This is a genomic window from Pseudophaeobacter leonis, from assembly GCF_002087335.1.
Taxonomy (GTDB): Bacteria; Pseudomonadota; Alphaproteobacteria; order Rhodobacterales; family Rhodobacteraceae; genus Pseudophaeobacter; species Pseudophaeobacter leonis.
Window position 1 is genome coordinate 1 of record NZ_MWVJ01000098.1, and the last position, 23247, is coordinate 23247.

At 59.4% G+C, this 23247-nt stretch carries 26 protein-coding genes, 3 tRNA genes and 3 pseudogenes; 10 read left to right on the plus strand and 22 right to left on the minus strand.

The genetic code is table 11. The features are described from left to right. Positions 1–245, plus strand: a 245-nt coding sequence (locus B4968_RS23840) for a hypothetical protein (RefSeq protein WP_206601117.1), incomplete at its 5' end; no start/stop codon positions are given. Between the two features lie 30 nt (positions 246–275). On the opposite strand, the gene B4968_RS25345 is transcribed toward B4968_RS23840, so the two are convergent. The 3 genes from B4968_RS25345 to B4968_RS23410 form a co-directional block, all read right to left on the minus strand. After that, positions 276–1004, minus strand: coding sequence for a tyrosine-type recombinase/integrase (locus B4968_RS25345; protein ID WP_277620963.1), 729 nt, complete (start codon positions 1002–1004; stop codon positions 276–278). Positions 1005–1157: 153 nt separating this feature from the next. After that, positions 1158–1553, minus strand: a complete 396-nt coding sequence (locus B4968_RS18460) for a DUF8626 domain-containing protein (protein ID WP_083100819.1) — start codon at positions 1551–1553, stop codon at positions 1158–1160. 108 nt (positions 1554–1661) lie between these two features. Further along, a tRNA-Tyr gene (locus B4968_RS23410) sits at positions 1662–1745 on the minus strand. A gap of 120 nt (positions 1746–1865) precedes the next feature. Here B4968_RS23410 and rlmB point away from each other — a divergent pair. The 4 genes from rlmB to B4968_RS18480 all read left to right on the plus strand — a co-directional run bounded on the left by rlmB (position 1866) and on the right by B4968_RS18480 (position 4580). After that, complete coding sequence (gene rlmB / locus B4968_RS18465) at positions 1866–2657, plus strand: 23S rRNA (guanosine(2251)-2'-O)-methyltransferase RlmB (protein ID WP_083100820.1); 792 nt, start codon at positions 1866–1868, stop codon at positions 2655–2657. Positions 2658–2787: 130 nt separating this feature from the next. Further along, complete coding sequence (locus tag B4968_RS18470; protein ID WP_420916550.1) at positions 2788–3063, plus strand: hypothetical protein; 276 nt, start codon at positions 2788–2790, stop codon at positions 3061–3063. A 234-nt stretch (positions 3064–3297) separates the two neighbouring features. Further along, entirely contained in the window at positions 3298–3747 is a 450-nt protein-coding gene (locus tag B4968_RS18475; protein ID WP_241525842.1) for a YHS domain-containing (seleno)protein, read from the plus strand. A 362-nt stretch (positions 3748–4109) separates the two neighbouring features. Next, entirely contained in the window at positions 4110–4580 is a 471-nt protein-coding gene (locus B4968_RS18480; protein WP_083100823.1) for a CoA-binding protein, read from the plus strand. 248 nt (positions 4581–4828) lie between these two features. Here B4968_RS18480 and B4968_RS18485 read toward each other — a convergent pair whose 3' ends face one another. From B4968_RS18485 to hisA, 4 genes are all read right to left on the minus strand, one after another. Continuing rightward, positions 4829–5146, minus strand: coding sequence for a phosphoribosyl-ATP diphosphatase (locus tag B4968_RS18485; protein ID WP_083100824.1), 318 nt, complete (start codon positions 5144–5146; stop codon positions 4829–4831). Then, entirely contained in the window at positions 5143–5904 is a 762-nt protein-coding gene (gene hisF / locus B4968_RS18490; protein ID WP_083100825.1) for an imidazole glycerol phosphate synthase subunit HisF, read from the minus strand. The genes B4968_RS18485 and hisF overlap by 4 nt, the downstream gene beginning before the upstream one ends. 163 nt (positions 5905–6067) lie before the next feature. After that, the gene (locus B4968_RS18495; protein WP_083100826.1) at positions 6068–6580 is read right to left on the minus strand and encodes a DUF2867 domain-containing protein; all 513 of its coding nucleotides are present in this window, start codon (positions 6578–6580) and stop codon (positions 6068–6070) included. 5 nt (positions 6581–6585) lie between these two features. Continuing rightward, positions 6586–7308: a 1-(5-phosphoribosyl)-5-[(5-phosphoribosylamino)methylideneamino]imidazole-4-carboxamide isomerase gene (hisA, locus tag B4968_RS18500; RefSeq protein ID WP_083100837.1), complete on the minus strand. Its 723-nt coding sequence runs from the start codon at positions 7306–7308 to the stop codon at positions 6586–6588. Positions 7309–7541: 233 nt separating this feature from the next. On the opposite strand from hisA, the gene B4968_RS18505 reads away from it, so the two are divergent. Continuing rightward, positions 7542–7943, plus strand: a complete 402-nt coding sequence (locus B4968_RS18505) for a DUF2147 domain-containing protein (RefSeq protein WP_083100838.1) — start codon at positions 7542–7544, stop codon at positions 7941–7943. Between the two features lie 38 nt (positions 7944–7981). Here B4968_RS18505 and B4968_RS18510 read toward each other — a convergent pair whose 3' ends face one another. The 4 genes from B4968_RS18510 to B4968_RS18520 all read right to left on the minus strand — a co-directional run bounded on the left by B4968_RS18510 (position 7982) and on the right by B4968_RS18520 (position 10001). Beyond that, positions 7982–8233 (minus strand): WGR domain-containing protein, encoded by a 252-nt coding sequence (locus B4968_RS18510; protein WP_083100827.1) that lies wholly within the window; start codon positions 8231–8233, stop codon positions 7982–7984. 326 nt (positions 8234–8559) lie between these two features. After that, the gene (locus tag B4968_RS26280; protein WP_241525843.1) at positions 8560–9171 is read right to left on the minus strand and encodes a zinc-binding alcohol dehydrogenase family protein; all 612 of its coding nucleotides are present in this window, start codon (positions 9169–9171) and stop codon (positions 8560–8562) included. Between the two features lies 1 nt (position 9172). Continuing rightward, entirely contained in the window at positions 9173–9574 is a 402-nt protein-coding gene (locus B4968_RS26285) for an alcohol dehydrogenase catalytic domain-containing protein (protein ID WP_241525844.1), read from the minus strand. Positions 9575–9713: 139 nt separating this feature from the next. Continuing rightward, positions 9714–10001: a putative quinol monooxygenase gene (locus tag B4968_RS18520; RefSeq protein WP_083100828.1), complete on the minus strand. Its 288-nt coding sequence runs from the start codon at positions 9999–10001 to the stop codon at positions 9714–9716. Between the two features lie 95 nt (positions 10002–10096). On the opposite strand from B4968_RS18520, the gene B4968_RS18525 reads away from it, so the two are divergent. Then, positions 10097–10447 (plus strand): winged helix-turn-helix transcriptional regulator, encoded by a 351-nt coding sequence (locus B4968_RS18525; RefSeq protein ID WP_083100829.1) that lies wholly within the window; start codon positions 10097–10099, stop codon positions 10445–10447. Between the two features lie 93 nt (positions 10448–10540). On the opposite strand, the gene hisH is transcribed toward B4968_RS18525, so the two are convergent. Further along, complete coding sequence (hisH, locus tag B4968_RS18530) at positions 10541–11179, minus strand: imidazole glycerol phosphate synthase subunit HisH (protein WP_083100830.1); 639 nt, start codon at positions 11177–11179, stop codon at positions 10541–10543. A 102-nt stretch (positions 11180–11281) separates the two neighbouring features. Then, positions 11282–11968 (minus strand): TetR/AcrR family transcriptional regulator, encoded by a 687-nt coding sequence (locus B4968_RS18535; RefSeq protein WP_083100839.1) that lies wholly within the window; start codon positions 11966–11968, stop codon positions 11282–11284. A 178-nt stretch (positions 11969–12146) separates the two neighbouring features. On the opposite strand from B4968_RS18535, the gene B4968_RS18540 reads away from it, so the two are divergent. Further along, positions 12147–12716, plus strand: coding sequence for a DUF2306 domain-containing protein (locus tag B4968_RS18540; protein ID WP_241525845.1), 570 nt, complete (start codon positions 12147–12149; stop codon positions 12714–12716). A 69-nt stretch (positions 12717–12785) separates the two neighbouring features. Here B4968_RS18540 and hisB read toward each other — a convergent pair. Next, positions 12786–13372 (minus strand): annotated as a pseudogene (hisB, locus tag B4968_RS18545) (imidazoleglycerol-phosphate dehydratase HisB). A 179-nt stretch (positions 13373–13551) separates the two neighbouring features. Between hisB and B4968_RS18550 the strand changes: the two are divergent. Beyond that, positions 13552–13792, plus strand: a pseudogene (locus B4968_RS18550) (Lrp/AsnC ligand binding domain-containing protein). A 92-nt stretch (positions 13793–13884) separates the two neighbouring features. On the opposite strand, the gene B4968_RS18555 reads toward B4968_RS18550, so the two are convergent. The 6 genes from B4968_RS18555 to B4968_RS18575 form a co-directional block, all read right to left on the minus strand. Next, positions 13885–15237 carry an aminotransferase gene (locus B4968_RS18555; RefSeq protein WP_083100832.1) on the minus strand — a complete coding sequence of 451 codons (1353 nt, stop codon included), beginning with the start codon at positions 15235–15237 and terminating at the stop codon, positions 13885–13887. A 267-nt stretch (positions 15238–15504) separates the two neighbouring features. Next, positions 15505–15579: transfer RNA gene (locus B4968_RS18560), tRNA-Gly, on the minus strand. Positions 15580–15697: 118 nt separating this feature from the next. After that, complete coding sequence (locus B4968_RS18565; protein WP_083100833.1) at positions 15698–16597, minus strand: NaeI family type II restriction endonuclease; 900 nt, start codon at positions 16595–16597, stop codon at positions 15698–15700. 68 nt (positions 16598–16665) lie between these two features. Beyond that, positions 16666–17415: a DNA cytosine methyltransferase gene (locus B4968_RS18570; RefSeq protein ID WP_241525846.1), complete on the minus strand. Its 750-nt coding sequence runs from the start codon at positions 17413–17415 to the stop codon at positions 16666–16668. After that, positions 17342–17626, minus strand: coding sequence for a DNA cytosine methyltransferase (locus tag B4968_RS26290; protein WP_241525847.1), 285 nt, complete (start codon positions 17624–17626; stop codon positions 17342–17344). The genes B4968_RS18570 and B4968_RS26290 overlap by 74 nt, the downstream gene beginning before the upstream one ends. 139 nt (positions 17627–17765) lie before the next feature. Next, positions 17766–17840: transfer RNA gene (locus B4968_RS18575), tRNA-Gly, on the minus strand. Positions 17841–17994: 154 nt separating this feature from the next. Between B4968_RS18575 and B4968_RS18580 the strand changes: the two genes are divergently transcribed. Next, positions 17995–18195, plus strand: coding sequence for a hypothetical protein (locus B4968_RS18580; protein ID WP_139792908.1), 201 nt, complete (start codon positions 17995–17997; stop codon positions 18193–18195). Between the two features lie 75 nt (positions 18196–18270). On the opposite strand, the pseudogene B4968_RS18585 reads toward B4968_RS18580, so the two are convergent. Together B4968_RS18585 and B4968_RS18595 are read right to left on the minus strand one after the other, a co-directional pair. Further along, positions 18271–21723: pseudogene (locus B4968_RS18585) on the minus strand (pyruvate carboxylase). Positions 21724–22121: 398 nt separating this feature from the next. Further along, the coding region (locus tag B4968_RS18595; RefSeq protein WP_083100836.1) for an alpha-hydroxy acid oxidase at positions 22122–23247 on the minus strand (1126 nt) is incomplete at its 5' end.

Consider the following 23247-nt stretch of genomic DNA (forward strand, 5'->3'; position numbering starts at 1 on the left):
ACTTACAGTATTCACACAGTGTTTCACTTGAAATAGGGTGGTGGTGTATTCTCTTGGCCAACTTGGCGGAAATACGGCTCAGAAGAGCGCATCAGAAAGCGGCGGTAATCGTTGCGAGCGGGTACACCGACCTCTTGGTCATTTTTGAAAGACTGGATCAAGAGGTGGAGCGCCTTGATCGCCATGCGGATGCTCTATCCAGAGCGCGCACGATTGCCAAAGTCTCAGGCTTGGCCAGTTTGTAGGTGCGGACGTTTCATCTGTGAAATGTGCAGTCAAAGCGCGATCTTCAATAGTGCCTTATGTAACAACGTATGTGAAATCGTGCCGTAACGCGGACGATTGTACCCATGCCCCATCAACTCACAACGGAGTTGTTCATCACAGCCTGTTTCCCGCAATCTGGTCTCGAAACTATGTCTGAGTGCATAGGGTGTGTGGTTGTTGGTTTCCTTTAGGTTGTTGGACTTAAGGTATTTGTTCACTGTAGCCGACCACCTGTCGCCCTTGTTTCTGTATGTGTTGGCGCATCCAAGGTCTTTGTACTGAGCGGCGGTGACACAGGACACGCCAACCAAAGGAATTTCCCGCCTTGATTGAGGGTTTTTCAAACTTCCCCAGTCGTTAGGTTCGATCCGAATGAAGGGGATGTCTTGGTCCAGAAAAATGTCACTGGGTTTTACCCCCAGTATTTCGGATGGCCTGGCCCCGGTATTGATCATCATTAGGAAAGCATTTCTTGCCTCTGGATTAAGCCTGTCCAATGCCTGCCGTTTACGAAATTCGCAGTGATCCAAGAGGCAGAGAACACAGCAGCCGGGAAAGGGGGTGGGCGTTTGAACCTTATTCCCTGAAATGGGTTTGGAATATCGCAGCCGTTTATCTTGGCCATGACTGGAACATCCCGGACAGATAGGAAATGTACTTGTTGGCGGTCTCTGGATTGATCGAGTCGTCTGCAATGCGGGTGTGGGCCGATCACGCCCCCTGGTACCGCATCGCACCCTGAACTTTGCAAATGTCGCAACCTCCTCCGATTTGTTTGCCGGGGACTGAATTCTGACTATGCCAATGGTGGACTTACCATTGTGACCGAGGTCTTGTGCAAACTATGGCCGAGATCATGAGCCTAGCCCAAGCGTGCCGGGCTCTGTTTTTCATATCGCTACGTCAAGCGCGATGAGGACTTGCTGTGGGCTGTATCGCGCCGCGTTGTTTAGCTGGCGCTGCCAAGCCCCCTGTGACGGTGCCCATCGGAACCCAGCAACCTTGAGCGCGGTCCTGATTGCCGCAGGCGGCTTACGTTCAAACAGGAACTGCAGACGGTTTTCTTCTACATTTTCCAGCAGCTCGCAAACGCCCTTAAAAACCTGCCGTTTTGTTTCGGCTGCGCTCGCGGCTTCAAACTGTTCAATGCGCTTTTTCATGCGGCTAATGTTGGCGTTGTTGTTGGTCAGCTCATAGGCCGCAAATCGTTCCCTTGGAGCATGCCACTTTGCCAGACGATTCCTAGAAGTAAAATTTTGTGCGAGAGGAAGATGCTCGGTTTTCACTCATCAAAACTGCGGTACACCTTCAACGTAACTCATTGAAACTCAACAAGCCCGGAGAACGCATTGCGGTCCACCACTCCCTTGATTTCATTGGTAAAAATATGGAAGTGGTGGGCGACCCTGGAATCGAACCAGGCGTGCGTCTCCGCGAGGGAGTTACAGTCCCCTGCCACACCTTGCGGCCTGTCGCCCACTGTCAGGTGAGTGTTGCACCTAACGTGAAGGCGTGATTACTAGCGCCACCGAGGGGCGTCAACAGAAAAAGCGCAAGTTTTTTGCCCTGACCCTAAATTCCTTTTACTGGAGAGACCCATGTCCAAGAAACCCACAAAAAAGCCCCAGTGGGTGATTGAAAAGGAGCAGAATAAGAAGGCTGGTGGCGGTGAGACCGTCTGGCTTTTTGGTCTGCACGCGGTGCGCGATGCGCTGATGAACCCTAAGCGGGAAAAACTGCGTCTGATCGTGACCTTGAATGCCCAAAACAAGCTGGAAGAAGCGATTTCCGCGTCGGGAATCGAGCCGGAACTGGTCGAGCCGCGCAAATTCAATGCGCCACTGGATCCCAATTCGGTGCACCAGGGGGCTGCTCTTGAGGTCAAACCGCTGAATTGGGGCTCTTTGTCGGAAAACTGTATCGGTGCAGAGATTCCACGGGTGATTCTGCTTGATCGGGTGACGGACCCGCATAACGTCGGCGCTATCTTGCGGTCGGCAGAGGTGTTTGGCGCCAGTGCAGTGATCGGCACGCGTCATCACTCGGCTCCTGAAACCGGAGCGCTGGCCAAAACAGCCAGTGGCGCGCTGGAGCGGCAACCCTATCTGCGCATGCGCAACCTGTCTGACACCATCATCGAGCTGCAGAATATGGGCTATGTCGTGCTGGGGCTCGACGGCGAAGCCGAAAACACCATCGAAAGCTGCCTGGAAGGGCGCAAGCATCTGCCGGTTGCCCTGGTGCTGGGCGCTGAGGGGCCGGGCCTGCGGCAGAAAACCAAGGAAACCGTTGATCATCTGGTGAAAATTGACGCAGCCGGTGGGTTTGGTTCGCTCAACGTCTCAAATGCGGCGGCAATCGCCCTATATGCTTCTCTGGAACGGTCCTGAGGCCGGTTTATAGCGGCGAGGGCAGACAATGAAACAGTGCGGGACCAGTGGCGGCAAGATTGTGAGCTGTTGCTATTGCGGGGTGCAATCGCGTTTTCTGCCCGGATCCGGCAGAGGAAGCAGCCCTGTCTTGGTGCTGACCTGCGGAACCTGTGGCGCACCACTGGCGGCACAAAAGGCGCGACCGCTGCAGCCTGGGAAGGGCGCCTGCCTTGTCACGCCTGCAGGCGATGCGGCGGCAAAGGCAAAGCCCAGGGTCAAAAAAACTAAATCTGCGGCGGGCTTTGGCGCGCGGCAAAAGCCGGTAAAGGTAAAAAGCGGCAAGAAAAGCCGCAAGAAAGGCAAGAGCCTGTTTCACAAGCTGGTTTCCGAAGCCGTTGATCTGGTCGAGGATATTTTTGACTGATTACGGTGCTGGCCCACGCCCACTGGCACGCCCATGCCCACGTCCACTGGCTGCCTTGTGGGCGCAGGTCTGTGGCTGAGCGGGGCAGTCTTCAGGTTTTCTTCAGGGTTTGATTGCTCCAGTGCGTACTGACACGTTGTCACGCTGCGATCACATCTCTGTAACCGACCTATGCAAAACGTCGTTTCTGCGTCAGGTTAAGGGCTGTTCCGAAATGACCAACTGGAGGCCCAATTGGTTTTGCGCCTGATAGCCGTGGCTCTGGCCACCACTTTGCTTTTTACCCCGCTGTCTGCGCGGGCTGATGTTGCGATCTTTTCTGCTCGCGATGGTGTTGCCCTAGGGGGCTACGATGTCGTCGCGCTTTTTGAGGACCGCAGTGTGATCACCGGGGATCAGGCGTTTTCCCTTCTGTGGAAAGGCGTTGTCTGGCGTTTTGTCTCTGCGGGCAACCAGGCGCGGTTTGAATCCAACCCACGCGCCTATGTTCCTGCCTTTGGCGGCTATTGCGCCTATGCGATGTCCAAAGGCTATCTGGCCGCAGGCGACCCGCACCTTTGGGTGGTCAGGGACGAAGAGCTGTATTTGCTGAACAACCCCTCTGTGCAGGCAATATGGCAGGATGAAGCGGATCATATTGTGGCGGATGCACGCGGAAACTGGCCGAGCGTTCTGCAGGACTAGTTTTTTTGGCGGGGTTGGCTGTTTATTTCTCGCAAAGACCTGACCAGCACTTTTTTTTTAATGTTGCTATCCTACATCTATAGGGACTGCGGCATGGAACCACCGCAGATCTTTTCACTGTCCCTCGTTCCGCACTTTGCGCCCGGCCTTTGCGGTCCGGGCGCTTTTTTGTGCCAGGTTATCTGGTTTGTGACAGGCTATCTGGGTCTGATTGAATATCTGACTTGTCACAGGCGATTTGGCTCATATTGCCCAGTGTTCACTGGGCTGTGCCGGGCAAGGAGGGCGGCTGTGGCACTTTACGAACGAAACCTGTCGCCTTTGATCTAGGCGCGGCGGGCGCAGCAGGCTAGGTCTGGGACATGACAGAGTATAGCGATAGCCATTTGAAATCCATTCTGCAGGGCGGTCGAACCTTCGCGGTGGTTGGCGTTTCAATGAATCCGGTGCGCCCCAGCTACTATGTGGCGCGGTATCTGGGCCTTAAGGGATTTCGTGTAATCCCTGTTAATCCTGCTCATGCGGGCAAACGGCTCTTTGGCGAGGTGATACAGCCCAGTCTGGCGGCGATCCCTGATCCTGTGGATGTCGTGGACATCTTTCGCCGGTCTGAAGCTGTGCCGCCGATCGTTGATGAGGCGCTTGAGTGCTTTCCTCAGCTCAAATGCATCTGGATGCAGATCGGTGTCGAACACCCTCAGGCCGCAGCGAAGGCCAAGGCGCGGGGTGTTGCCGTGATCCAGAACCGCTGTCCCAAGATCGAATATCAGCGCCTGTTCGGGGAGCTGCGTATGGGGGGCTTTGCCACCGGTATTATCTCGTCAAAGCTTTAGACGTTAGGGCAAGGGGGCGGGGGGGCTCCCGCCCGTCGTTGGTCTGCCAAATGTGCAGACCGTTCTCCCGTTGGGCCCAGCGCCGCGCGAAGCGCGGCGCTGGGCCCAAGTCGGACTGTATGTGGCCGGCAAAGCCGGTGCATCTGGCCGGCGCGGGAGCGCTGCCTCTTGCATATCCTGCAGGTCAAGAAGGCGCCTGACGCGGGCTGTGGTTGAGCTTTTGGGGCGGCTGAACTTTTGGGACAGTTTTAACTTTTGGCACGGGCGGCTTTTTCGTCCAGCCCGCTGACGTTTTGGCGTTTGCTGAGCTCGGCCAGGACATCGTCCAGCGTCACATCGCGCGCGGCCAGCATCACCAGAAAATGATAGAGCGCATCGGCGCCTTCAGAGGCCAGTTTCTCGCGATCGCCTTTGACAGCTTCAATAATGGCCTCAATGGCCTCTTCGCCAAACTTCTCAGCGCATTTTTCCGGCCCCTTAGCGAGCAGCTTGGCCGTCCAGCTGCTTTTGGGATCTGCGGTTTTGCGCGCCTGGATGGTGGCTTCAAGATCGTGGAGAATGCTCATGTCAGCCTCATTGGAATGCCTGCAGCGGCCATGTGTTCCTTGGCCTCCTGGATGGTGTATTCGCCAAAGTGAAAGATGGATGCGGCCAACACGGCGCTGGCGCCGCCCTTGGTGACGCCTTCAACCAGATGGTCAAGCGTGCCAACCCCGCCAGAGGCAATCACCGGCACATTGACCGCATCCGAGATGGCGCGGGTCAGGGGCAGGTTGAACCCCGCCTTGGTGCCGTCCCGATCCATCGAGGTGAGCAGGATTTCTCCGGCGCCCTTGGCCACGACCGTGCGGGCAAATTCCACCGCATCAATGCCGGTCTCGCGACGCCCGCCATGGGTGAAGATTTCCCATTTTCCGGGGCTGACGGTTTTGGCGTCGATGGCGCAGACGATGCACTGGCTGCCAAACTGATCGGCGGCCTCGGCGATCACATCCGGGTTGGCGACAGCAGCTGAGTTGAACGAGACCTTGTCGGCCCCGGCGAGCAGCAGGGCCCGCACGTCCTCTTTGGTGCGGACACCGCCGCCGACAGTGAGCGGTACAAAGCATTGCTCGGCGGTGCGGCGTACCACGTCAAACATGGTGCCGCGGTTTTCATGGGTGGCGTGAATGTCGAGAAAGCAGATCTCATCCGCGCCGGCCGCGTCATAGGCCTTGGCCGATTCTACGGGATCACCCGCATCACGCAGGCCGACGAAATTGACGCCTTTGACAACCCGGCCATCGGCCACGTCGAGACAGGGGATGATGCGGGTTTTTAGCATCGCGTTGCTACCTTTTCCATGCTCGGAGGATCAATGTCATGCCTAGCTATAAAACACCAGCACCCCGCAAACCAGCCTGACTCCAGGAGGAAGGAGGTTCAGACAGGTTCAGACAGGTTCAGACTGGCAAGCACGCGGCTGAATAGGCACAGGGGCCGCTGCATCAGGCGCGCGCCACCGCGTTGCGCACGATAAGGATATGGAAGGGCAGGATCAGCCGCAGGTAAATTCGGCCAAAGCGGTTTTTGGTCCGGACCCAGGTGGCAAAGTAGATCTGGCCATCTTGTTTTAGAATCGAGATGCGAAAATCCAGATGGGTGTCATCAAGCCCGAGGATCATCTCGTGCTCGTCGCGGCTCACCAGCGGGAAGACACCAATCCGGTCTGGCCGGTTTGTCCGATTTGGTTGGTCTGGCCGATCTGGCCGATCTGGCTGATTTGGCCGGTCTGGACTGGTGACCTCGGTATTCAGCCCAAAGGGCGCCACCAAAGCATTGCGCAGGCGCATCAGGGCAGAGACCCAGCGCGGGAAAGAGAGCGCGCGTTGGGCGGCGTCATCCAGGGGCGCGTCGCAGGCTTTGGCGTAGCAGTCGACAAAATCGCTGTCGCGGATCCCGGCAGGCTGCTGATACAGGCGGCTGCTGTGTGGCAGGCTGGTTGCATGGATCCGCGACATGAGGATCAGGCTTTCAGAATGGCCAGGGCCTCGGCCAGATCAATAGCCCCATCATAAAGCGCGCGGCCCGAGATCGCGCCATTCAAGGGCGCCCCGCAGGTTTTCAGGTCTTTGAGATCTTGCAGCGAGGACCCGCCACCCGAGGCAATCACCGGAATTGACACCGCATTGGCAAGATCAGCGGTGGCGGCCACGTTGGGGCCTTTCATGGCGCCATCGCGCATGATGTCGGTGTAAATAATGGCCGCCACTCCGGCGTCTTCAAAGGATTTGGCCAGATCGGTGACCATGACATCCGTTTCTGTCGCCCAGCCCTTGGTGGCGACGCGGCCATTGCGGGCATCAATGCCAACGGCGACTTTGCCGGGGAATTCCCGCGCGGCTTCACGTACCAGATCGGGGTTCTCGACGGCGACCGTGCCCAGGATCACCCGTGCCAGACCTTTGTCGATCCAGTTCTCGATGGTTTTCATGTCCCGGATGCCACCGCCAAGCTGTGCGGGCACTTTGCACTGCTTGAGGATCTCCTCAACAGGTGCAGCATTGACCGGCTCACCCGCAAAGGCGCCATTGAGGTCGACCAGATGCAGCCAATCACAGCCTGCATTGACAAATTCCATCGCCTGCGCTGCCGGGTTGTCATTGAACACGGTGGTTTTGTCCATGTCGCCATGCAGCAGGCGCACGGCCTGGCCATCTTTAAGGTCGATCGCGGGATAGAGGATCATATGTGCAGCCTTTGTCATCTGGTGGTCGCTTGTCATTTTGCGAACTGGGTCATCCGGAGCCTAGGTCCACAGTGGCTGGTCCTGCTCATGAGCGGTGTTTTGCACAAGGCGGGCGTGAATTGCAACGCGACCCAAAGTCAGCCTTGCCTGAAAAGCCCTGCCTGCGCCACTGTAATGGGAGGCCTGCGTGGAATTTGTGCGACAGGGGTGTGAGGCAAACGGGAGAGATGAAAATGAATAAGACTTTGGCAACAACTCTGGCGACTCTGAGTCTGGCCACTTTGGGTCTGGCAGGGGCGGCCCTGGCTGATCCGATCTTGGGGACGTGGAAAACCCAGCCCGATGATGGCTCATATGCCCATATCAAGATGGCGCCCTGTGGGTCGGCGATCTGCGGCAAGATTGCCCAGACCTTCAATGATCAGGGCGAATACACCTCGCCCAATATTGGCAAAACACTGGTGATCGACATGGTCGCCAAGGGTGAGGGCTATTACACTGGTGAGGTCTGGCGCCCCTCCAATGACAAGATTTACATGGGCAAGATGGATCTCAGTGGCGACACTCTGGCCTTGCGGGGCTGTGTTGCTGGCGGGCTGGTCTGCTCAAAGCAGACGTGGAAGCGGATCAAATAGCCCAGGCCAATCATGGTCTGATATTCTAACTGGGGCTGTCAGAGCAGCCCCAGTTGCACCGGAATCGGCACAAAGCCGCGTTTGATCTGGGTGTCGCGCAGGATCTCAAAATTTTGAACCGCTTCCCCATGCTGTGTGAAATAGGCGCGCCTTTGCTGCCCGCCGGGGCTGCCGATCGGCCCCTTGGCCTGCTCCAGGCACCACTCCCCGAACAGGGTCTGGCTAAGCCGCACAATGCAGTAGCGATGCCGTCCCTCGACGTAATCGAATTTTTCAAATCGGATCTGCACTCGGGGGGCTCTGGCCTGTGGTTTGCGGGAGCTTCTCTATGCCTGCAAAGGCAGCGGCTGTCTATTCTTCTCGCACAGAGGCCGTGTGAAAACAGGGACGGCGCGAAAACAGGGATGGCGCGAATACAGGGGCGGGGCGAATACAGGAGAGGGGGTCAAATGAGCCGCCGCTCTGCTGCCATGCCCTGTCGGGCATAAGAATGCACCGGGATGAGTGCGCAGGTCTCTGATTTAATGCGCAGGCTTTTATGGGGCACGCAGGTCGGCTTTATGACCTGTGGCAGTGGCAGGACGCGGCACGAAATACTCCGTGCCGCACCCTGTCTTCAGAACCCTTCGAGAACCAATTTACCCTTGGCTCTGTTGCTCTCAATAATCTCATGGGCACGCTTTAGCGTTGCCGCATCAATCTTGCCGAGGGTCTCTGTCGCCGTGGATTTGATGGTGCCCGCATCCAGCAGATCTGCGACCTCGTTCAGGATGTCATATTGACGCTGCATATCCGCAGTCCCGAACAGCGAACGCGTGAACATAAACTCCCAATGGGTCGAAACCGACTTTTGTTTGAACGGCATAATGTTCAGAGAGGCGGGATCATCAATCAGGCCAAACCGACCCTGGGGCGCGATGAATGCGGCAATCTCGTCGATGTACTGGTGGGTATGGGGGGTCGAAAAGACCCAGCCAGGCTGCCCTAGTCCCAGCGCCTCGATCTGAGCCGCCAGCGGTTTTGAGTGATCCACCACGTGATGCGCCCCCAGTTCGCGCGTCCAGTCCTGTGTCTCAGGTCGCGACGCGGTGGCAATGATCGTCAAATCTGTCTTGGCGCGCAAAAGTTGAATGGCGATGGAGCCCACACCGCCTGAACCTCCAATGATAACCACCGCAGGCGCGGCACCTGGGACCGGGTCGTTGACGCGCAGCCGGTCAAACAACATCTCATAGGCCGTAAGGGCGGTCAGCGGCAGGGCCGCCGCCTTCGGCCGCGCTTACGGATGTGGGCTTGCGGCCCACGATACGTTCGTCGACGAGATGATATTCAGCGTTGCTGCCAGAACGGTTGATCGCGCCGGCATACCAGACCGCATCGCCGGGGCTGAAGAGGGACGCGTCAGGGCCTGCCTCAATGACCTCGCCCACAGCATCCCAGCCCAGAATGGCGTGCTCGGTGCCGTCTGGCGCGCGGTTCTTACGGATCTTGGTGTCAACCGGGTTGACCGACACGGCCTGAACCCGAACAAGCAGGTCGCGACCCTGCGCCGAGGGCGGGTCAATTTCAATGTCGAGCAGGGCATCATCCCGGTCGAGCGATCCCGGCGTGTTATATCCAACGGCTTTCATGTTTCAGGCTTCTTTCTTTTTGTGTGCGGGTTGAGGGCGTGCATCTGGCGTCTGGAATGAATGCGGCCAAGGATGCGATCTCTGCGCGTGTCAGGTGAAAATCTAGTCTGGTAAAACTCAGTCTGGTGAGCAGCCGGTCTCAAGCGAGCCTTGTCATTTCATTGATGGTGAAACTGCTCACGGCCCCTTCTGTGGCTGCCATATAGGCCGCCAGATGGGGGGCGTTCATATGAGTTTGCCACAGCTCGCGGGTTTCCCAGTTCTCATAAAAGACGAAAAATCCGGGGTTTTCGTTGTCTGTGTGCAGATCATACTGCAGGCAGCCTTCTTCGGCGCGGGTGATCGGCACCAGCTTTTCCAGCTCGTGACGGAGGAGGTCGGCTTTGCCGTCTGCGGCGGTAATCTGAGCGAGAATTGTGAGGGGCATATCGATGAGCCTTTTGACAGTGTGGTGTGTCTATGGGATATGCGCTACAAGTTACATACCCGCAAGTACGCACAATTTCTGCATATAGGCACCAAATGGATACTGTAAAAAGCAAAACCTCCCGCCGGTTCACCGGATATGACTGCAGTGAGGGCTGCCCTGTTGAGGCGGCGCTGGAACAAATCGCGGGTAAGTGGAAAGGGTTGATCATCTACCACTTGCTGGATGGCACATTGCGCTTTAACGCGCTGTCGCGCCGCATCGAGAACGTGACGCAACGCAGCCTGACCAAGCAGCTGCGCGAGCTGGAGGCCGACGGGATTGTCAGTCGCCATGTTCACGCCGTTGTGCCGCCGCATGTCGACTACAGCCTGACCGACAAAGGTCAGCAGCTAAAAGATGTGATCATGGCGCTGCACGCTTGGGGGCAAAGCCACCGGCGCTAGCACGCACACCGGCGCTAGCAAGCACACTGGCGGTAGAAAGCCGCCGATGGCAGAAAAACAGGGCTGCACAGTGGCCTGCTGGCTCTCAGCTATTTACGGCGCCCAGCGGAGGAAGTTTCCGATCATGCGCAGCCCGACGTCCTGGCTTTTTTCCGGGTGAAACTGCATGCCGAGCATGGTGTCACGGCCAATCACAGCAGTCACATCGCCGCCATAGTCCACATGGGCCAGGCGTTCAGCGGTGTTTTGGGCGCGAAAATGGTAGGAGTGCACAAAGTACACGTGATCGCCCGAGGCAATGCCTTCAAAGATCGGGTGCGGGTGGTCGATGATCAGGTCGTTCCAGCCCATGTGCGGCACCTTCAGGGCCGGGTTTGCAGGGGTGATCTTGACCACATCGCCTGCAACCCAATCCAGACCAGGCGTGTCGTGGTATTCGTGGCCTGTGGTGGCCATCAGCTGCATGCCAACACAGATGCCAAGAAACGGCCGTCCCTTTTGCTCAACCGCCTCAACCATGGCGTCATAGATGCCTTTGTGGCCGCGCAGCTCGGCGGCGCAGGCGGGAAAGGGCCCGGCGCCGGGCAGCACCAGCCGGTCAGCGCGCGCCACCACATCGGCGTCCGAGGTGACCACGACCTCCCCGGCATCCAGCTCGCGCGCCATCCGCTGAAACGCTTTTTCGGCAGAATGGAGGTTGCCGGATTCATAGTCGATAATGGCGGTCAGCATGGGGTACGAGCCTTTTGGAAAAGTTGCCTCAGACCTCTCTTTATTTACGCAAAAGGTCAAGGCCGGCGCGGATGAGTGCGGCGTATTTGTCGAGCTGTGCAGTTATTGTGGCCGAGAGTTTGGCCCGGTGTCTGGCCCGGTGTCTGGCCCGGTGTCTGGCCCGGTGTTTGGCCCAGTGTTTGGCCGGGGGGCTGTGCCGATGCCCTCAAGCAGGGTCATCACCGGCGCAAAAAGGGCATGATGGTCAGGGCTGTCACCACGGGGGCAAAAGGTACCCGCCAGCAGCAGGTGCGCAAAGCCGTGGATGAGGCTCCAGACCTGTGTCTCGATCACCAGAGGGTCGGCGCCAGGCGCCACAAACGGCGCACAGGTCTGGCGCAGCACGCCGTAAGCACTGGCATCGCCCGCGTTCATGTCGTCTTCAAACTGCGACATCGGCCCGCAACTGAAAATCAGGGCAAACAGGGCCGGGTTTGCAACGGCAAAATCCAGATAGCCGCGACAGAGCGACAGAATGCGGCCCTCTGGGGTCTGGGTGCCGGCGGCGCGGGCCTGCAGCATGTGGTGACGGAACCGGTCAAAACCTTCCTTGGCGATGGCACCGCGTAGTCCTGCAACACCGTCAAAATGATGGGCCGGCGCGGCATGCGAGACCCCGGCGCGGGCGGCGCAGCGCCGCAGGGTGAGCGAATCCAGTCCCGTTTCCGTGAGGATTTCGATGCCACTCTGGATGAGTGCGGCGCGCAAATCGCCGTGGTGGTGTGGTTTTTTGTCAGTTTGATCAGCCATTTGAACCATAGAATAACCGCAAACTTGACATCGTCAAGGTGATCTGATTTTTACGCTGTCAAGTTTACACTGTAAAGTTAATGCCCCCAAGTGTAATGCCCCCAAGTTTGGAGAAAGCGTGTTATCCCTCAAGAGCCTGATCAGGTTGCGTCAAGGCGCAATATGGATTCTCTGCCTGTTGATTGCCCTGGCGTCCTGGCGATTTCTGGTCCTGGGGGTGGAGCTTTCGATGCCCTTTGTCGCCTATCACGCGCTGGAGCGTCCGGTCGCGTTCTACCTCCATGTCGGGTTGGCGCCGGTGGCTCTTGCGCTGTTGCCGTTCCAGTTCTGGCGGGGATTGCGTCGGCGCCGCCCCGGGTGGCATCGCTGGATTGGCCGCGGCTATGGGGTTGCCATTTTGCTCTCCGGGCTGGGGGGGCTGAAGATGGCGATTGGAACAACCTCTGGTCCCGTTGCGGGCCTTGGCTTTGGTCTGTTGGCGCTGCTTTGGCTGGGGGTGACCGGTCGGGGGATCTGGTTGGCGATGCAGGGTCGCATTGCCGATCACCGCCGTTGGATGATCCGCTTAGGTGCACTCACCTTTGCGGCTGTGACCCTGCGGCTCTATCTGCCGCTGCTCTTTGCTACCCTAGGCGAAGAGGCAGGCTATAGCCTGGTGGCCTGGGTCAGCTGGGTGCCGAATGCGCTGCTCGCAGAGTGGTTTATCCGGCGCAAAGGCAAGGCGGCAATGGCCCGGCAGCCAGTCTGAATTTTACGCCTGTCTGAATTTTATGCCTGTCTGAGTTTTGCGCCTCTGGATGGGACGCGGCGGGGGCGCTTAGAGCGCCCCTTTGGTTGAGGGAATGGCGTCAGATTTTCGCGGGTCGGTCTCAACCGCAAGGCGCAGCGCACGGGCCACCGCCTTAAAGGCGGCCTCGACGATATGGTGACTGTTGAAGCCGTGCAACTGGTCGATATGCAGGGTCACGCCGCCATGGGTGGCAAAGGCGGTAAAGAATTCGCGCACCAACTCGGTATCAAACGTGCCGATTTTTTGCGTCGGGATCTCGACATTCCACACCAGATAGGGCCGCGCCGAAAGGTCCAGCGCGCACCGCAGCTGGGCGTCATCCATCGGCAGGTGACATTCCCCGTAGCGGCGGATGCCCTTCTTGTCGCCAAGAGGCCGCGCCAGCGCCTGACCCAGGGGATGCCGGTGTCCTCGACTGTGTGGTGGTCATCAATGTGATAGTCGCCCTTAGCGCGGATGGTCATGTCGATCAGCGAATGACGCGCCAACTGGTCCAGCATGTGGTCGAAAAAGCCAACCCCGGTCTGGTTGTCATATGAGCCTGAGCCGTCGAGATTGATCTCAACCGAGATTTCGGTTTCGGCGGTCTGGCGGGTGATCTTGGCGCTACGCATGAGGGCATTCCTTGCTGTCTGCGCGGCACTTATAGGGCGGGGAGGGGGGCTGGCTCAAGACCCTTGCTGGGCATTTGGACGGCTCTGTTGCACAGATCGGCTGCGGCCATTGCGCCCAGCGGCGGCACGTGCCAGCTTGGAGCGCAAATAACCCGCTCAAAACGATCAAAGGGACGCCCATGTCGACCTGTGTATTCATCCAGATCCGCTGCAAGCCCGGGCTCCACCACCAGGGGGGCCGAAGATATTGCCCGCCGTGAAATTCACTCAGAACTCTATTCCACCAGCGGTGAATATGACCTGCTGATGAAGCTTTATATTCCTGCGGATGCGGATGTCGGGAAATATATCAATGATCACCTGCTGGTGATCCCCAATATCGAGCGCTCGCTCACCACCATGACCTTTAAGGTGTTCTGAACAGGCTGTTCGCAGCTATCTGGTTGAACAGACAAAAACGCCCCGGAGTTTTCCGGGGCGTTTTGTGTTTCACAAACGTTTCATCTCACCGCTCAGCCTTCCAGCAGCCCCTCGGCTTTGAGGCTGTCATAGGCGGTATCAACCGCCCGCTTTACCCGCGCCAGCATATCGTCAATCTCTGGCTTGGTGATGATCAGTGGCGGGCAAAAAGCCCGAGCATTGCCGGCCACGGCGCGCAGGATCACACCGTTGTCCCGGCAGGCCTTCACAGCGGCAGCCCCCCCTTTGCCGCCGGCGATTGTCGCGCCGGTGGTCGTGTTCGACACCAGCTCCCACGCGGCGATCAGCCCCTTGCCCCGGACCTCTCCCACCAGGGGATGATCTGCAAAGAGGCGGCGCAGCTCTGCCTGCAAATGGGCGCCGACTGTGGCGGCGTGGTCAAACAGGTTGTCGCGCTCATAGATCTCGAGCGTTTTGAGCGCGGCGGCACAGGCGGCCGGGTGCCCCGAGTAGGTGTAGCCGTGGCCAAAGACGCCAACCTCATTGGAGGGGGCGACCATTTCCTTGTACATCCAGCCGGGTATGACGCTGGCGGAAATCGGGAAATAGGCCGAGGACAGTTGTTTGGCAAAACTCATCAGGTCAGGTTTGATCCCCATCGTGGTGCAGCCAAAATCGGCGCCGGTGCGCCCAAAGCCGCAGATCACCTCGTCGGCCCAGACCAGAATGCCGTGCTTGCGCAGCAAAGCCTGCAGTTTCTCGTAATAGCCTTCAGGGGGCACAATGACGCCGGAGGCACCGGTGATCGGCTCAACAATCATGGCGGCGATGGTATCGGGGTCTTCTGCCAGGATTTGCTGTTCCAGATTGACGATGATGCGGTCAACAAACTGCGCCTCGGTCTCATTGCCCTTGCGGCCGGTGTAGTAGTGCGGCGCGTCAGTCCGCAGGATGCTCAGCGCCTCAACGGGGGCGTCAAAATGCGCCAGGTTCGCTGGCAGCGAGGTCAGGGCGCCGGCGGCGACGGTGACACCGTGATAGCCGCGCTCGCGGGTGATGATCTTGCGCTTTTGCGGCTTGCCGATGGCATTGAAATAATAGCGCAGCATCTTGTAGTGGCTGTCATTGGCATCCGAGCCGGAGTTGCCAAAAAAGATATAGGCATCCTCAACCGGGACCATCGCGGACAATTTGTCAGCCAGATCCATCAGGGGCTGGTGTGTTTTGCCGCCAAAGGTATGGGTGAAGGGCAGCTTGTTCAGCTGGTCGGTGATCGCGCCAATCACCTCTTTGTTGTCATAGCCCAGCGAGGTACACCACAGACCGGCCAGGCCTTCGATGTATTTATTGCCTTCGGTATCAAAGACATAAATGCCTTCGCCGCGATCCAGGCACATCTGCTCGGTGGCCGTGAGATTGGTGGTTGGGTAGATGACGGGGGCCATGGCTGAATTCCTCGAATGGGGGCACATGTCACGCGGACATGGCAGAGACAATCAACGGGTGCAGGCAAGTCACGCAGCACCGCTGTGGCTAGCATTGTCTTGTTTTTGCAGGCAGGTCAAAGGATTTGATCAAAATATTTTCACCCCAGATTTGGGCCCGAATTTCGCCCATATTGTGCTCCCGTACGCGGCGGCAGCACTGTCTGGTGGAGCGCATGAAAAAGGCCGCCGATGCGATATGCATCCAGCGGCCTGTTCAAATCCAAATGGAGCGGGCGAGGCGATTCGAACGCCCGACCATAACCTTGGCAAGGTTATGCTCTACCCCTGAGCTACGCCCGCGCTACATTTGGTGAAGCGGTATTTAGGCAATCCATTGCAGGGCCGCAAGAGGGAAAGTGATCCGCTGTGTGAGAATTATTCCGAATAGGCCGGCAGCGCGTATGGCGCCGGGGGAGGGCTAGCTGCGGGGCGGCAGGCAAAAGCCAGCCTGCGTCGCCATGCGCCGGGCCTGATCGCTGTTTGGCGTGCAGGAAATGAATTCTGACCCCGCGCAATTTGGCAGCCCAAGCGCCTTGATCAACTGGCTGTCATACTGCCCCGAGAGCAGCAGGATGCCGTCGCGCTCAAGGTGGTCGCGGGTGCCGCGCCCCTTGTCCGAACGAATACGGCGCATAAAGTCTTTTTGCTGCGCCACGGCTTCAACCACATCGCGGGCGATGGGGGTGTTTTGGATCTGGCGAAACAGGCAGGCCATGCGCAGATTGCCTGTGGCGCCTGAAAAAATCTCGGCCACCTTGTCGGGGTCCTGGCCGCGCCAGAAATTTGCCGGGTAGGCATGGTCACAGATCAGCCCGAGGATATGGCCAAAACCTTGGGCAGAGATGGATTTTTTGGCGTCCTTGTTCTGACCATGGGTCAGATAGGCCGGGCGCGCAATGATCAGGCCAAGGTAGCAGCGCGCGCGGGCCTCATCGGCGGCCACCAGCAGGCAGGGCTGATCCAGCGCCTCGGTCGGGATCATCCAGTTGCTGCCCATGGTGTTTTTGATATCAACATCCCGGCCCAGAATTTCGGTATCCAGCCGCCCACGCGGCAGGCGCAGCAGGGCGCGCAGCTCGATCTCGACGCGGGTGCCGATATAGGTTTTCTCGGTCTTTTCCAGCTCTTCATAGGCGCGGCGCCCGGTCTTTGGCGTCATGATGACATCGTCAATACAGCGCCGCAGCATGGCGGGAAAATCCTGCTCCAGCGTCAATGCCCCTCCCGCCCGTGCGGTAATCTCGACCGCCAACTGGCTGAGCAACTCATGATCGGGGTGCCCGGCCTGAATCAGGCTGGGGGGGAGTTTCTGTTTCATACAATGCCCTCAGGGCGGGGCCGCTCGCGCGCCCGCATCACAGGCCAGTCGCCCGCGTCACCGGGCGGTCAGGCGCGCAGGGCATGGAGTTTGGGCTTTGCAATCGCAAGTTTTAACTGCTGCGCCACAGCCTCGGCCACCGGCGGCGGGAAGGCGTTGCCAACCTGGCGGTAGGCGTTTGTCTTGGCGCCGGTAAAGTGCCAGGCGTCGGGAAAGCCCTGAATGCGGGCCACCATGCGCACCGTCAGGCGGGGCATGTCGTTGTGAAAAGGATCATGAGCCTCATAGGCGATGGTGCGGCCCTCGACGCCCAGCGAGGCCCAGGCGCGGCGCGCCCGCGTTGGGCCCAGATCCGGGCCGCCGTGTTTCTTTGAGCCGCCAACGATTGTGGGCGCGATCTCATCTGCCTGTGCCGCCCAGTCGTCGGCACCACGCCAGCCGCGTGCTTTCATCAGATCAATCAGCGTCTCACCAACGGTGGGCGGATTATAGGGCAGGGGCTCGGGCCAGGAAAAATCACCGGAAAAGTCGCGCCGCAGGGCAATGATCGCCACGCGGGGGCGCAGCTGTGGCACGCCATAGTCCGAGGCATTGAGCAGCCGCCAGTCGGTTTCATATCCCAGCTTGGACAGCTGCTTTTTCAGCTTTTCGCGGTAGTCGTGAAAGGCGGCATCCAGAAAGCCGCGCACGTTTTCGATCATCACGGCGCGCGGTCGGGTGGCGTCAACGATGTGGATGGCATCATCAAACAGGTTGCGCTCGTCCTTTTCGCCCAGCTGCCTGCCCTGCCACCGAAAACGGCGGGCAGGGCAGGCCACCGGCCAACAGATCAATGCCCTTGTAGGCGCTTGCGTCTTCCTTGAAGAGGCGCACGTCTTCTTCCAGCACGTTCCAGTCAGGCCGGTTGTGGCGCAGGGTGGCGCAGCAATGCTTGTCTATTTCCACCAGAGCCGTGTGATCAAAGCCGGCCCGTTCGAGCCCCAGAGCCTGGCCGCCAGCGCCTGCACAAAGTTCCACGGATGTGAGCATATCGTCGTGCCTGCCTGTTCTAGTTCGCGTTCTGTATCTGTTCCTAGGCGCAAAGCTGATTCCACGCAAGGTATCGCTAAGGTCTATTACTGAAACGCGAAAGGCCACCCCAAGAAGGGGTGGCCTTTTCGTTTTCGAATGGAGCGGGCGAGGCGATTCGAACGCCCGACCATAACCTTGGCAAGGTTATGCTCTACCCCTGAGCTACGCCCGCGCTACCATTCGGTTAGGCGGAAGTATGCATTCTGGCCACGCGCTGCAAGTGGAAAATGTCTGTGGCTGGCGAAAAAAGCCGGGTCCTGGCGACGGAATGTGCCGAGCTCTGCGTTTGAAGAAGAAACAGAGGGCTTCACAAGGAAGAAAAAGTGGTGGAACTCAATCACACAATGCGGATTGCAGGTCTGGTCGCCGCAATTGCAGCCGGGCTGTATCTGCAGGATGTCACGGCTGGCCAGGCAGAGGCAGGGGCAAAGGCGGGGGCAGATTCGCGGTTCAGCTCTGACTATGTCGTGCCGAACTGGCGGGCGTCTTTGGTCACAGTAGATGTTTTGAGCCCGCCGCAAGGCTGATGCACTGCCTTACGGCAGGCGGTGGGGCGCAGCTGCGGCCCGGTGGGGCCACAGCGCTGTGTTTGCTCTATCGGATCAGTCCAGATCTTCCAGCTCGATCAACAGATCCTTGGCGTCGATCTGCGTGCCGGCCTGAACATGCAGGGCCTTGACCCTGGCGCTGCGCTCGGCATGCAGGCCGGTCTCCATCTTCATCGCCTCGATCGTCAGCAACATGTCACCCTCGTGGACCTCTTGCCCGACGTGGACCGCGACGCTGGCCACCACACCGGGCATAGGGGCTCCAATGTGGTCGGGGTTGCCGGCTTCGGCCTTGGGGCGGCTTTCGGTGGTGGCCTTGACCAGACGGTTGGGCACGCGGATGACGCGCGGCTGGCCGTTCAGCTCAAAGAAGACCTTCACTTCGCCGGTCTCATCGGTCTCACCAAGCGCCTGCAGGCGGATTTCCAGCGTCTTGCCAGGATCGATCTCGGCGGTGATTTCTTCGCCCGGCTCCATGCCGTAAAAGAACGCCCGCGTCGGAAGCGCCCGCACGGGCCCGTACTGACGATGCCGTCCCATGTAGTCGAGAAAGACCTTGGGATACATCATATAGCCGTTGAGATCCTCGTCATCCACGACCTTACCTTCGAGCATCTGACTAAGCTCGGCGCGGGTCTCTTCCAGATCTACCGGTTCCATATGCGCACCGGGACGGGTCAGATTGGGGGCATCTCCCTTTAGCACCTTGCTGACGATGCCCTCGGGGAAACCACCGGGAGGCTGGCCAAGGTTGCCGCGCATCATATCCACCACAGAATCGGGGAAGGAGACCTCGGTGTCCGGCGCTTCGACCTCGGCGCGGGTCAGGTTCTGGCTGACCATCATCAGCGCCATGTCGCCGACCACCTTGGAGGAGGGCGTCACCTTGACGATATCGCCAAACATCTGGTTCACATCCGCATAGGTCTGGGCGACCTCGTGCCAGCGGTCTTCCAGCCCCAATGAGCGCGCCTGCGCCTTGAGGTTGGTGAACTGACCGCCGGGCATTTCGTGCAGATAGACCTCTGAGGCAGGCGCCTGCAGGCCGCTCTCAAAGGCGACGTATTGCGCCCGCACCTGCTCCCAGTAATCCGAGATCTCCCGGATGGCTGCGATGTCCAGGCCAGTGTCGCGGTCCGTATTGCGCAGCCCCTCAACGATAGAGCCAAAGCAGGGCTGCGAGGTGCCGCCGGAAAACGCATCCATCGCCACATCAACGGCATCCACCCCGGCATCTGCGGCGGCCAGAATGGTGGCGCCGGCAATGCCCGAGGTGTCATGGGTGTGGAAGTGGACCGGCAGGCCGACCTCTTCTTTTAGCGCCTTGATCAGCTGGCGGGCGGCGGCGGGTTTCAACAGGCCCGCCATGTCTTTCAGACCCAGCACATGCGCCCCTGCGGCCTCAAGCTCGCGCGCCATGCCGACATAGTATTTCAGGTCGTATTTGGCGCGGTTGGGATCGAGAATATCGCCGGTGTAGCAGATGCTGCCTTCGCAGACCTTGCCGGCCTCATTCACGGCGTCCATGGCGACGCGCATGTTTTCCACCCAGTTAAGGCTGTCAAACACCCGGAAAACATCCACGCCGGTGACGGCAGCCTGGCGCACGAATTCCTGCACCACGTTGTCGGGATAGTTGGTGTAGCCGACGCCATTAGAGGCGCGCAGCAGCATCTGGGTCATCACATTGGGCATGGCGGCGCGCAGGTCACGCAACCGCTGCCAGGGACATTCCTGCAAGAAGCGATAGGCCACATCAAAGGTCGCTCCCCCCCAGCATTCAACAGAGAACAGCTGGCTGAGGTTTTGGGCATAGGCTGGCGCCACCTTGATCATGTCATGGCTGCGCATCCGGGTCGCCAGCAGCGACTGGTGGCCATCACGCATGGTGGTGTCGGTGAGCAGCAGCTGGCGCTGTGCCTTCATCCAGTCCGCCACCGCCTGCGCCCCCTTTTGCTCCAGCAGGTTGCGGGTGCCATAGGGGGTATTGCCGGGGGCAACCTGCGGCGCGCGCGGCTCTTTCAGATCCGGGTGCGGTGCCACACGGCCCTCGGTCTCGGGGTGGCCGTTGACCGAAATGTCGGCCAGATAGGTCAGCACCTTGGTGCCCCGGTCGCGGCGTTTGGCAAACTGGAACAGGCCCGGCGTGTTGTCGATAAAGGTGGTGGTATAGCTGTTGTCGAGAAAGGTCGGATGCTTCAGCAGGTTCTCGACAAAGGCGATGTTGGTTGAAACGCCGCGCACCCGGAATTCGCGCAGGGCGCGGTCCATACGGGCAATGGCTTTTTCCGGGGTGGGCGCCCAGGCGGTGACCTTGGTCAGCAGGCTGTCATAGTACCGCGTGATGACGCCGCCCGCATAGGCGGTGCCGCCATCGAGACGAATGCCCATGCCGGTGGCCGACCGGTACGCGGTGATGCGGCCATAGCAGGGATAAAGTTATTCAGCGGATCCTCGGTGGTGACGCGGGTCTGCAGCGCGTGACCATTCAGGCGGATCTAATCCTGAGAGGCCTTACCGGTGGCCTCGGCAATGGTCTTGCCTTCGGCGATCAGGATCTGCGCCTGCACGATGTCGATGCCGGTGACTTCTTCGGTGACAGTGTGCTCGACCTGCACCCGGGGGTTCACCTCGATAAAGTAGAACTTGTCGGTTTCCATATCCATCAGGAACTCAACAGTGCCGGCGCATTCATAGCCAACAAAGGCACAGATCTTGCGCCCCAGCTCGCAAATCTCGGCGCGCTGCTCTTCGCTGAGATAGGGGGCCGGTGCGCGTTCCACCACCTTTTGGTTGCGGCGCTGCACGGAACAGTCGCGCTCAAACAGGTGATAGATTTCACCGTGTTTGTCGCCAAGGATCTGCACCTCGACGTGGCGGGCGCGGGTGATCATCTTCTCCAGATAGCCCTCGCCATTGCCAAAGGCCGCCTCGGCCTCGCGGCGCCCTTCCAGGATCTTTTCTTCCAGCTCGTCCGGGCCATGGATGGGACGCATGCCGCGGCCACCGCCGCCCCGGGAGGCCTTGAGCATCAAGGGATAGCCAACCTCTGCGGCCTCTTCGGCGATTGCCGCCATATCATTGCCCAGCACCTCGGTCGCAGGAATGACCGGCACACCGGCCTTGATCGCAACCCGGCGGGCGCTGGCCTTGTCGCCAAGGGCGCGCATGGGTTTCGGCCTTGGGGCCGATAAAGGTAATGCCATTGCGGGCGCAGGCATCGACAAAATCGGGGTTTTCCGACAGCAGGCCATAGCCGGGGTGAATGGCATCCGCGCCGCATTCCTTGGCGACACGAATGATTTCATCAATACTCAGATAGGCCGCGACCGGTCCCATGCCTTCGCCAATGCGATAGGCCTCGTCGGCCTTGAAACGGTGCAGGCCCAGTTTGTCTTCTTCGGCATAGACGGCGACCGTGCGCTTGCCCATCTCATTCGCCGCACGCATCACTCGAATGGCGATCTCGCCCCTGTTGGCTATCAGGATCTTCTTGAAGTCAGGCATCATGGCTCCTCGGGGATGGGTTGGGTTGGCGAAGTGTTAGGGCGATCTTAGCGGCTGGTATAGTCGTAGTATTGGGTATCTGCGGCATGATTGCGCTCTCATGCGGTCAATTTTTGCCAGTTTTGCTGCAGTTGCAGCATTTGACTGGTCAAATCCTGCGGGCTGGGTCTGTTGCCGCCTTTGGCAGGCGGGGCGCGCAGGCTGTGATTCCAGCAGGCTGTGATTCCAACGGCGACGCCACAGGCGTGAGAGTGCGATCAGGCCTTTGAATGCTATTGGGCTGGCCAGAAACGGGCTAGTCACTGGCCTGAAACTGGCCTGAAACTGGCCTGACACTGGCTCAAACTGGCCTGGAACCACCTGACGCTGACCTGAAAGGACGGCCGCAAAACCCTTGGTTAGCGGGGTGTTCCTGGGGTGAAGGACAGATCACGCATATCAAGATCACGCACCTCAAGAGGCTTTGTCAGTCCCAGCTGGCCCATATTGGCCTCGAGATCCTTGGAGAGGATTTCCAGCAGGTGCTGCGGCCCCTTTGGCCCCAATGCTGCGAGTGCAAAGTGAAAGGCCCGTCCCAGCATGACAAAATCCGCCCCCAGCGCCAGAGCGCGCAGAATGTCCAGCCCGCCTTCGACACCGCTGTCAAATATCAGCGGCAGTGTGGTGGCCGCGCGCAGTTCCGGCAGAACCTCAATGGCGGCTGGGGCGGCGTCAAACTGGCGCCCGGCATGGTTCGAGACCCAAAGCGCATCCACCCCGATGCTTGCCAGTGGCGCGGCGTCTGTCGCGCGCATCACGCCCTTGATGACAAAGGCGCCCTGCCAATTGTCCCGCAGCCATTTCACATAGTCCCAATCGGGTGAGGTGCGCAGCAGGTAGCCAATATGCGCCGTCGAGGACAGACCTTCGCTTTGAGCGGTGACATATTTGTCCAGCGTGCGCATATGCGGCATGCCGCCCTCATGGCGGTGCTGCCGTGCCATCCCCAGCGCCCAGGTCGGGCAGCGGGTCACTTGTGCCAGCAGTCGGGGCGTAAGGCGCGGTGGCTGGGTCAGGCCGGAGCGCACCTGACGTTCACGCCGCGAGGCCACCGGAACATCGACGGTCAGCACCAGAGTGCTGAAACCTGCGTCGCGGGCGCGCGTCAGCATGTCGCGCCGGATCTCCTCATCCTTGGGCGGATAGAGCTGAAACCAGGCCTCCGGACCCAGATGCGGCGCCAGATCTTCGGGCGACTGGCTGGCGACGGTCGAGAGGGCGTAGGGGATGCCGGATGCGGCACCAAACCGGGCCAGGTGGCCTTCGGCATCGGGCCAGATGAGGCCTGACATGCCCAGAGGCGCTATGCCAAAGGGCAATGGCAGCGTGGTCCCCAACAGAGGCGTGCTGAGGTCCACCTCCAAAGGCCCATGCAGGATCGAGGGCAGAAAACCGATTTGATCCAATGCGCTGCGATTGCGGCGCTTGGTGGCCTCAAGGCCGGTGCCGCTGTCGAGATATTCCCAGACAAATTTTGGCAGCCGT

Coding starts and splice junctions, on each gene's coding strand:
- B4968_RS18480 (WP_083100823.1), top strand. CDS start 4,110: ATGACAGAGTATAGCGATAGCCATTTGAAATCCATTCTGCAGGGCGGT.
- B4968_RS18495 (WP_083100826.1), bottom strand. CDS start 6,580: ATGTCGCGGATCCATGCAACCAGCCTGCCACACAGCAGCCGCCTGTAT.
- B4968_RS18525 (WP_083100829.1), top strand. CDS start 10,097: ATGGATACTGTAAAAAGCAAAACCTCCCGCCGGTTCACCGGATATGAC.
- hisF (WP_083100825.1), bottom strand. CDS start 5,904: ATGCTAAAAACCCGCATCATCCCCTGTCTCGACGTGGCCGATGGCCGG.
- B4968_RS18555 (WP_083100832.1), bottom strand. CDS start 15,237: ATGGCCCCCGTCATCTACCCAACCACCAATCTCACGGCCACCGAGCAG.
- B4968_RS18535 (WP_083100839.1), bottom strand. CDS start 11,968: ATGGCTGATCAAACTGACAAAAAACCACACCACCACGGCGATTTGCGC.
- B4968_RS26285 (WP_241525844.1), bottom strand. CDS start 9,574: ATGAAAGCCGTTGGATATAACACGCCGGGATCGCTCGACCGGGATGAT.
- B4968_RS26290 (WP_241525847.1), bottom strand. CDS start 17,626: ATGCTCACATCCGTGGAACTTTGTGCAGGCGCTGGCGGCCAGGCTCTG.
- hisA (WP_083100837.1), bottom strand. CDS start 7,308: ATGATCCTCTATCCCGCGATCGACCTTAAAGATGGCCAGGCCGTGCGC.
- B4968_RS18485 (WP_083100824.1), bottom strand. CDS start 5,146: ATGAGCATTCTCCACGATCTTGAAGCCACCATCCAGGCGCGCAAAACC.
- hisH (WP_083100830.1), bottom strand. CDS start 11,179: ATGCTGACCGCCATTATCGACTATGAATCCGGCAACCTCCATTCTGCC.
- B4968_RS18520 (WP_083100828.1), bottom strand. CDS start 10,001: ATGCCCCTCACAATTCTCGCTCAGATTACCGCCGCAGACGGCAAAGCC.
- B4968_RS26280 (WP_241525843.1), bottom strand. CDS start 9,171: ATGTTGTTTGACCGGCTGCGCGTCAACGACCCGGTCCCAGGTGCCGCG.
- B4968_RS18565 (WP_083100833.1), bottom strand. CDS start 16,597: ATGAAACAGAAACTCCCCCCCAGCCTGATTCAGGCCGGGCACCCCGAT.
- B4968_RS18505 (WP_083100838.1), top strand. CDS start 7,542: ATGAATAAGACTTTGGCAACAACTCTGGCGACTCTGAGTCTGGCCACT.
- rlmB (WP_083100820.1), top strand. CDS start 1,866: ATGTCCAAGAAACCCACAAAAAAGCCCCAGTGGGTGATTGAAAAGGAG.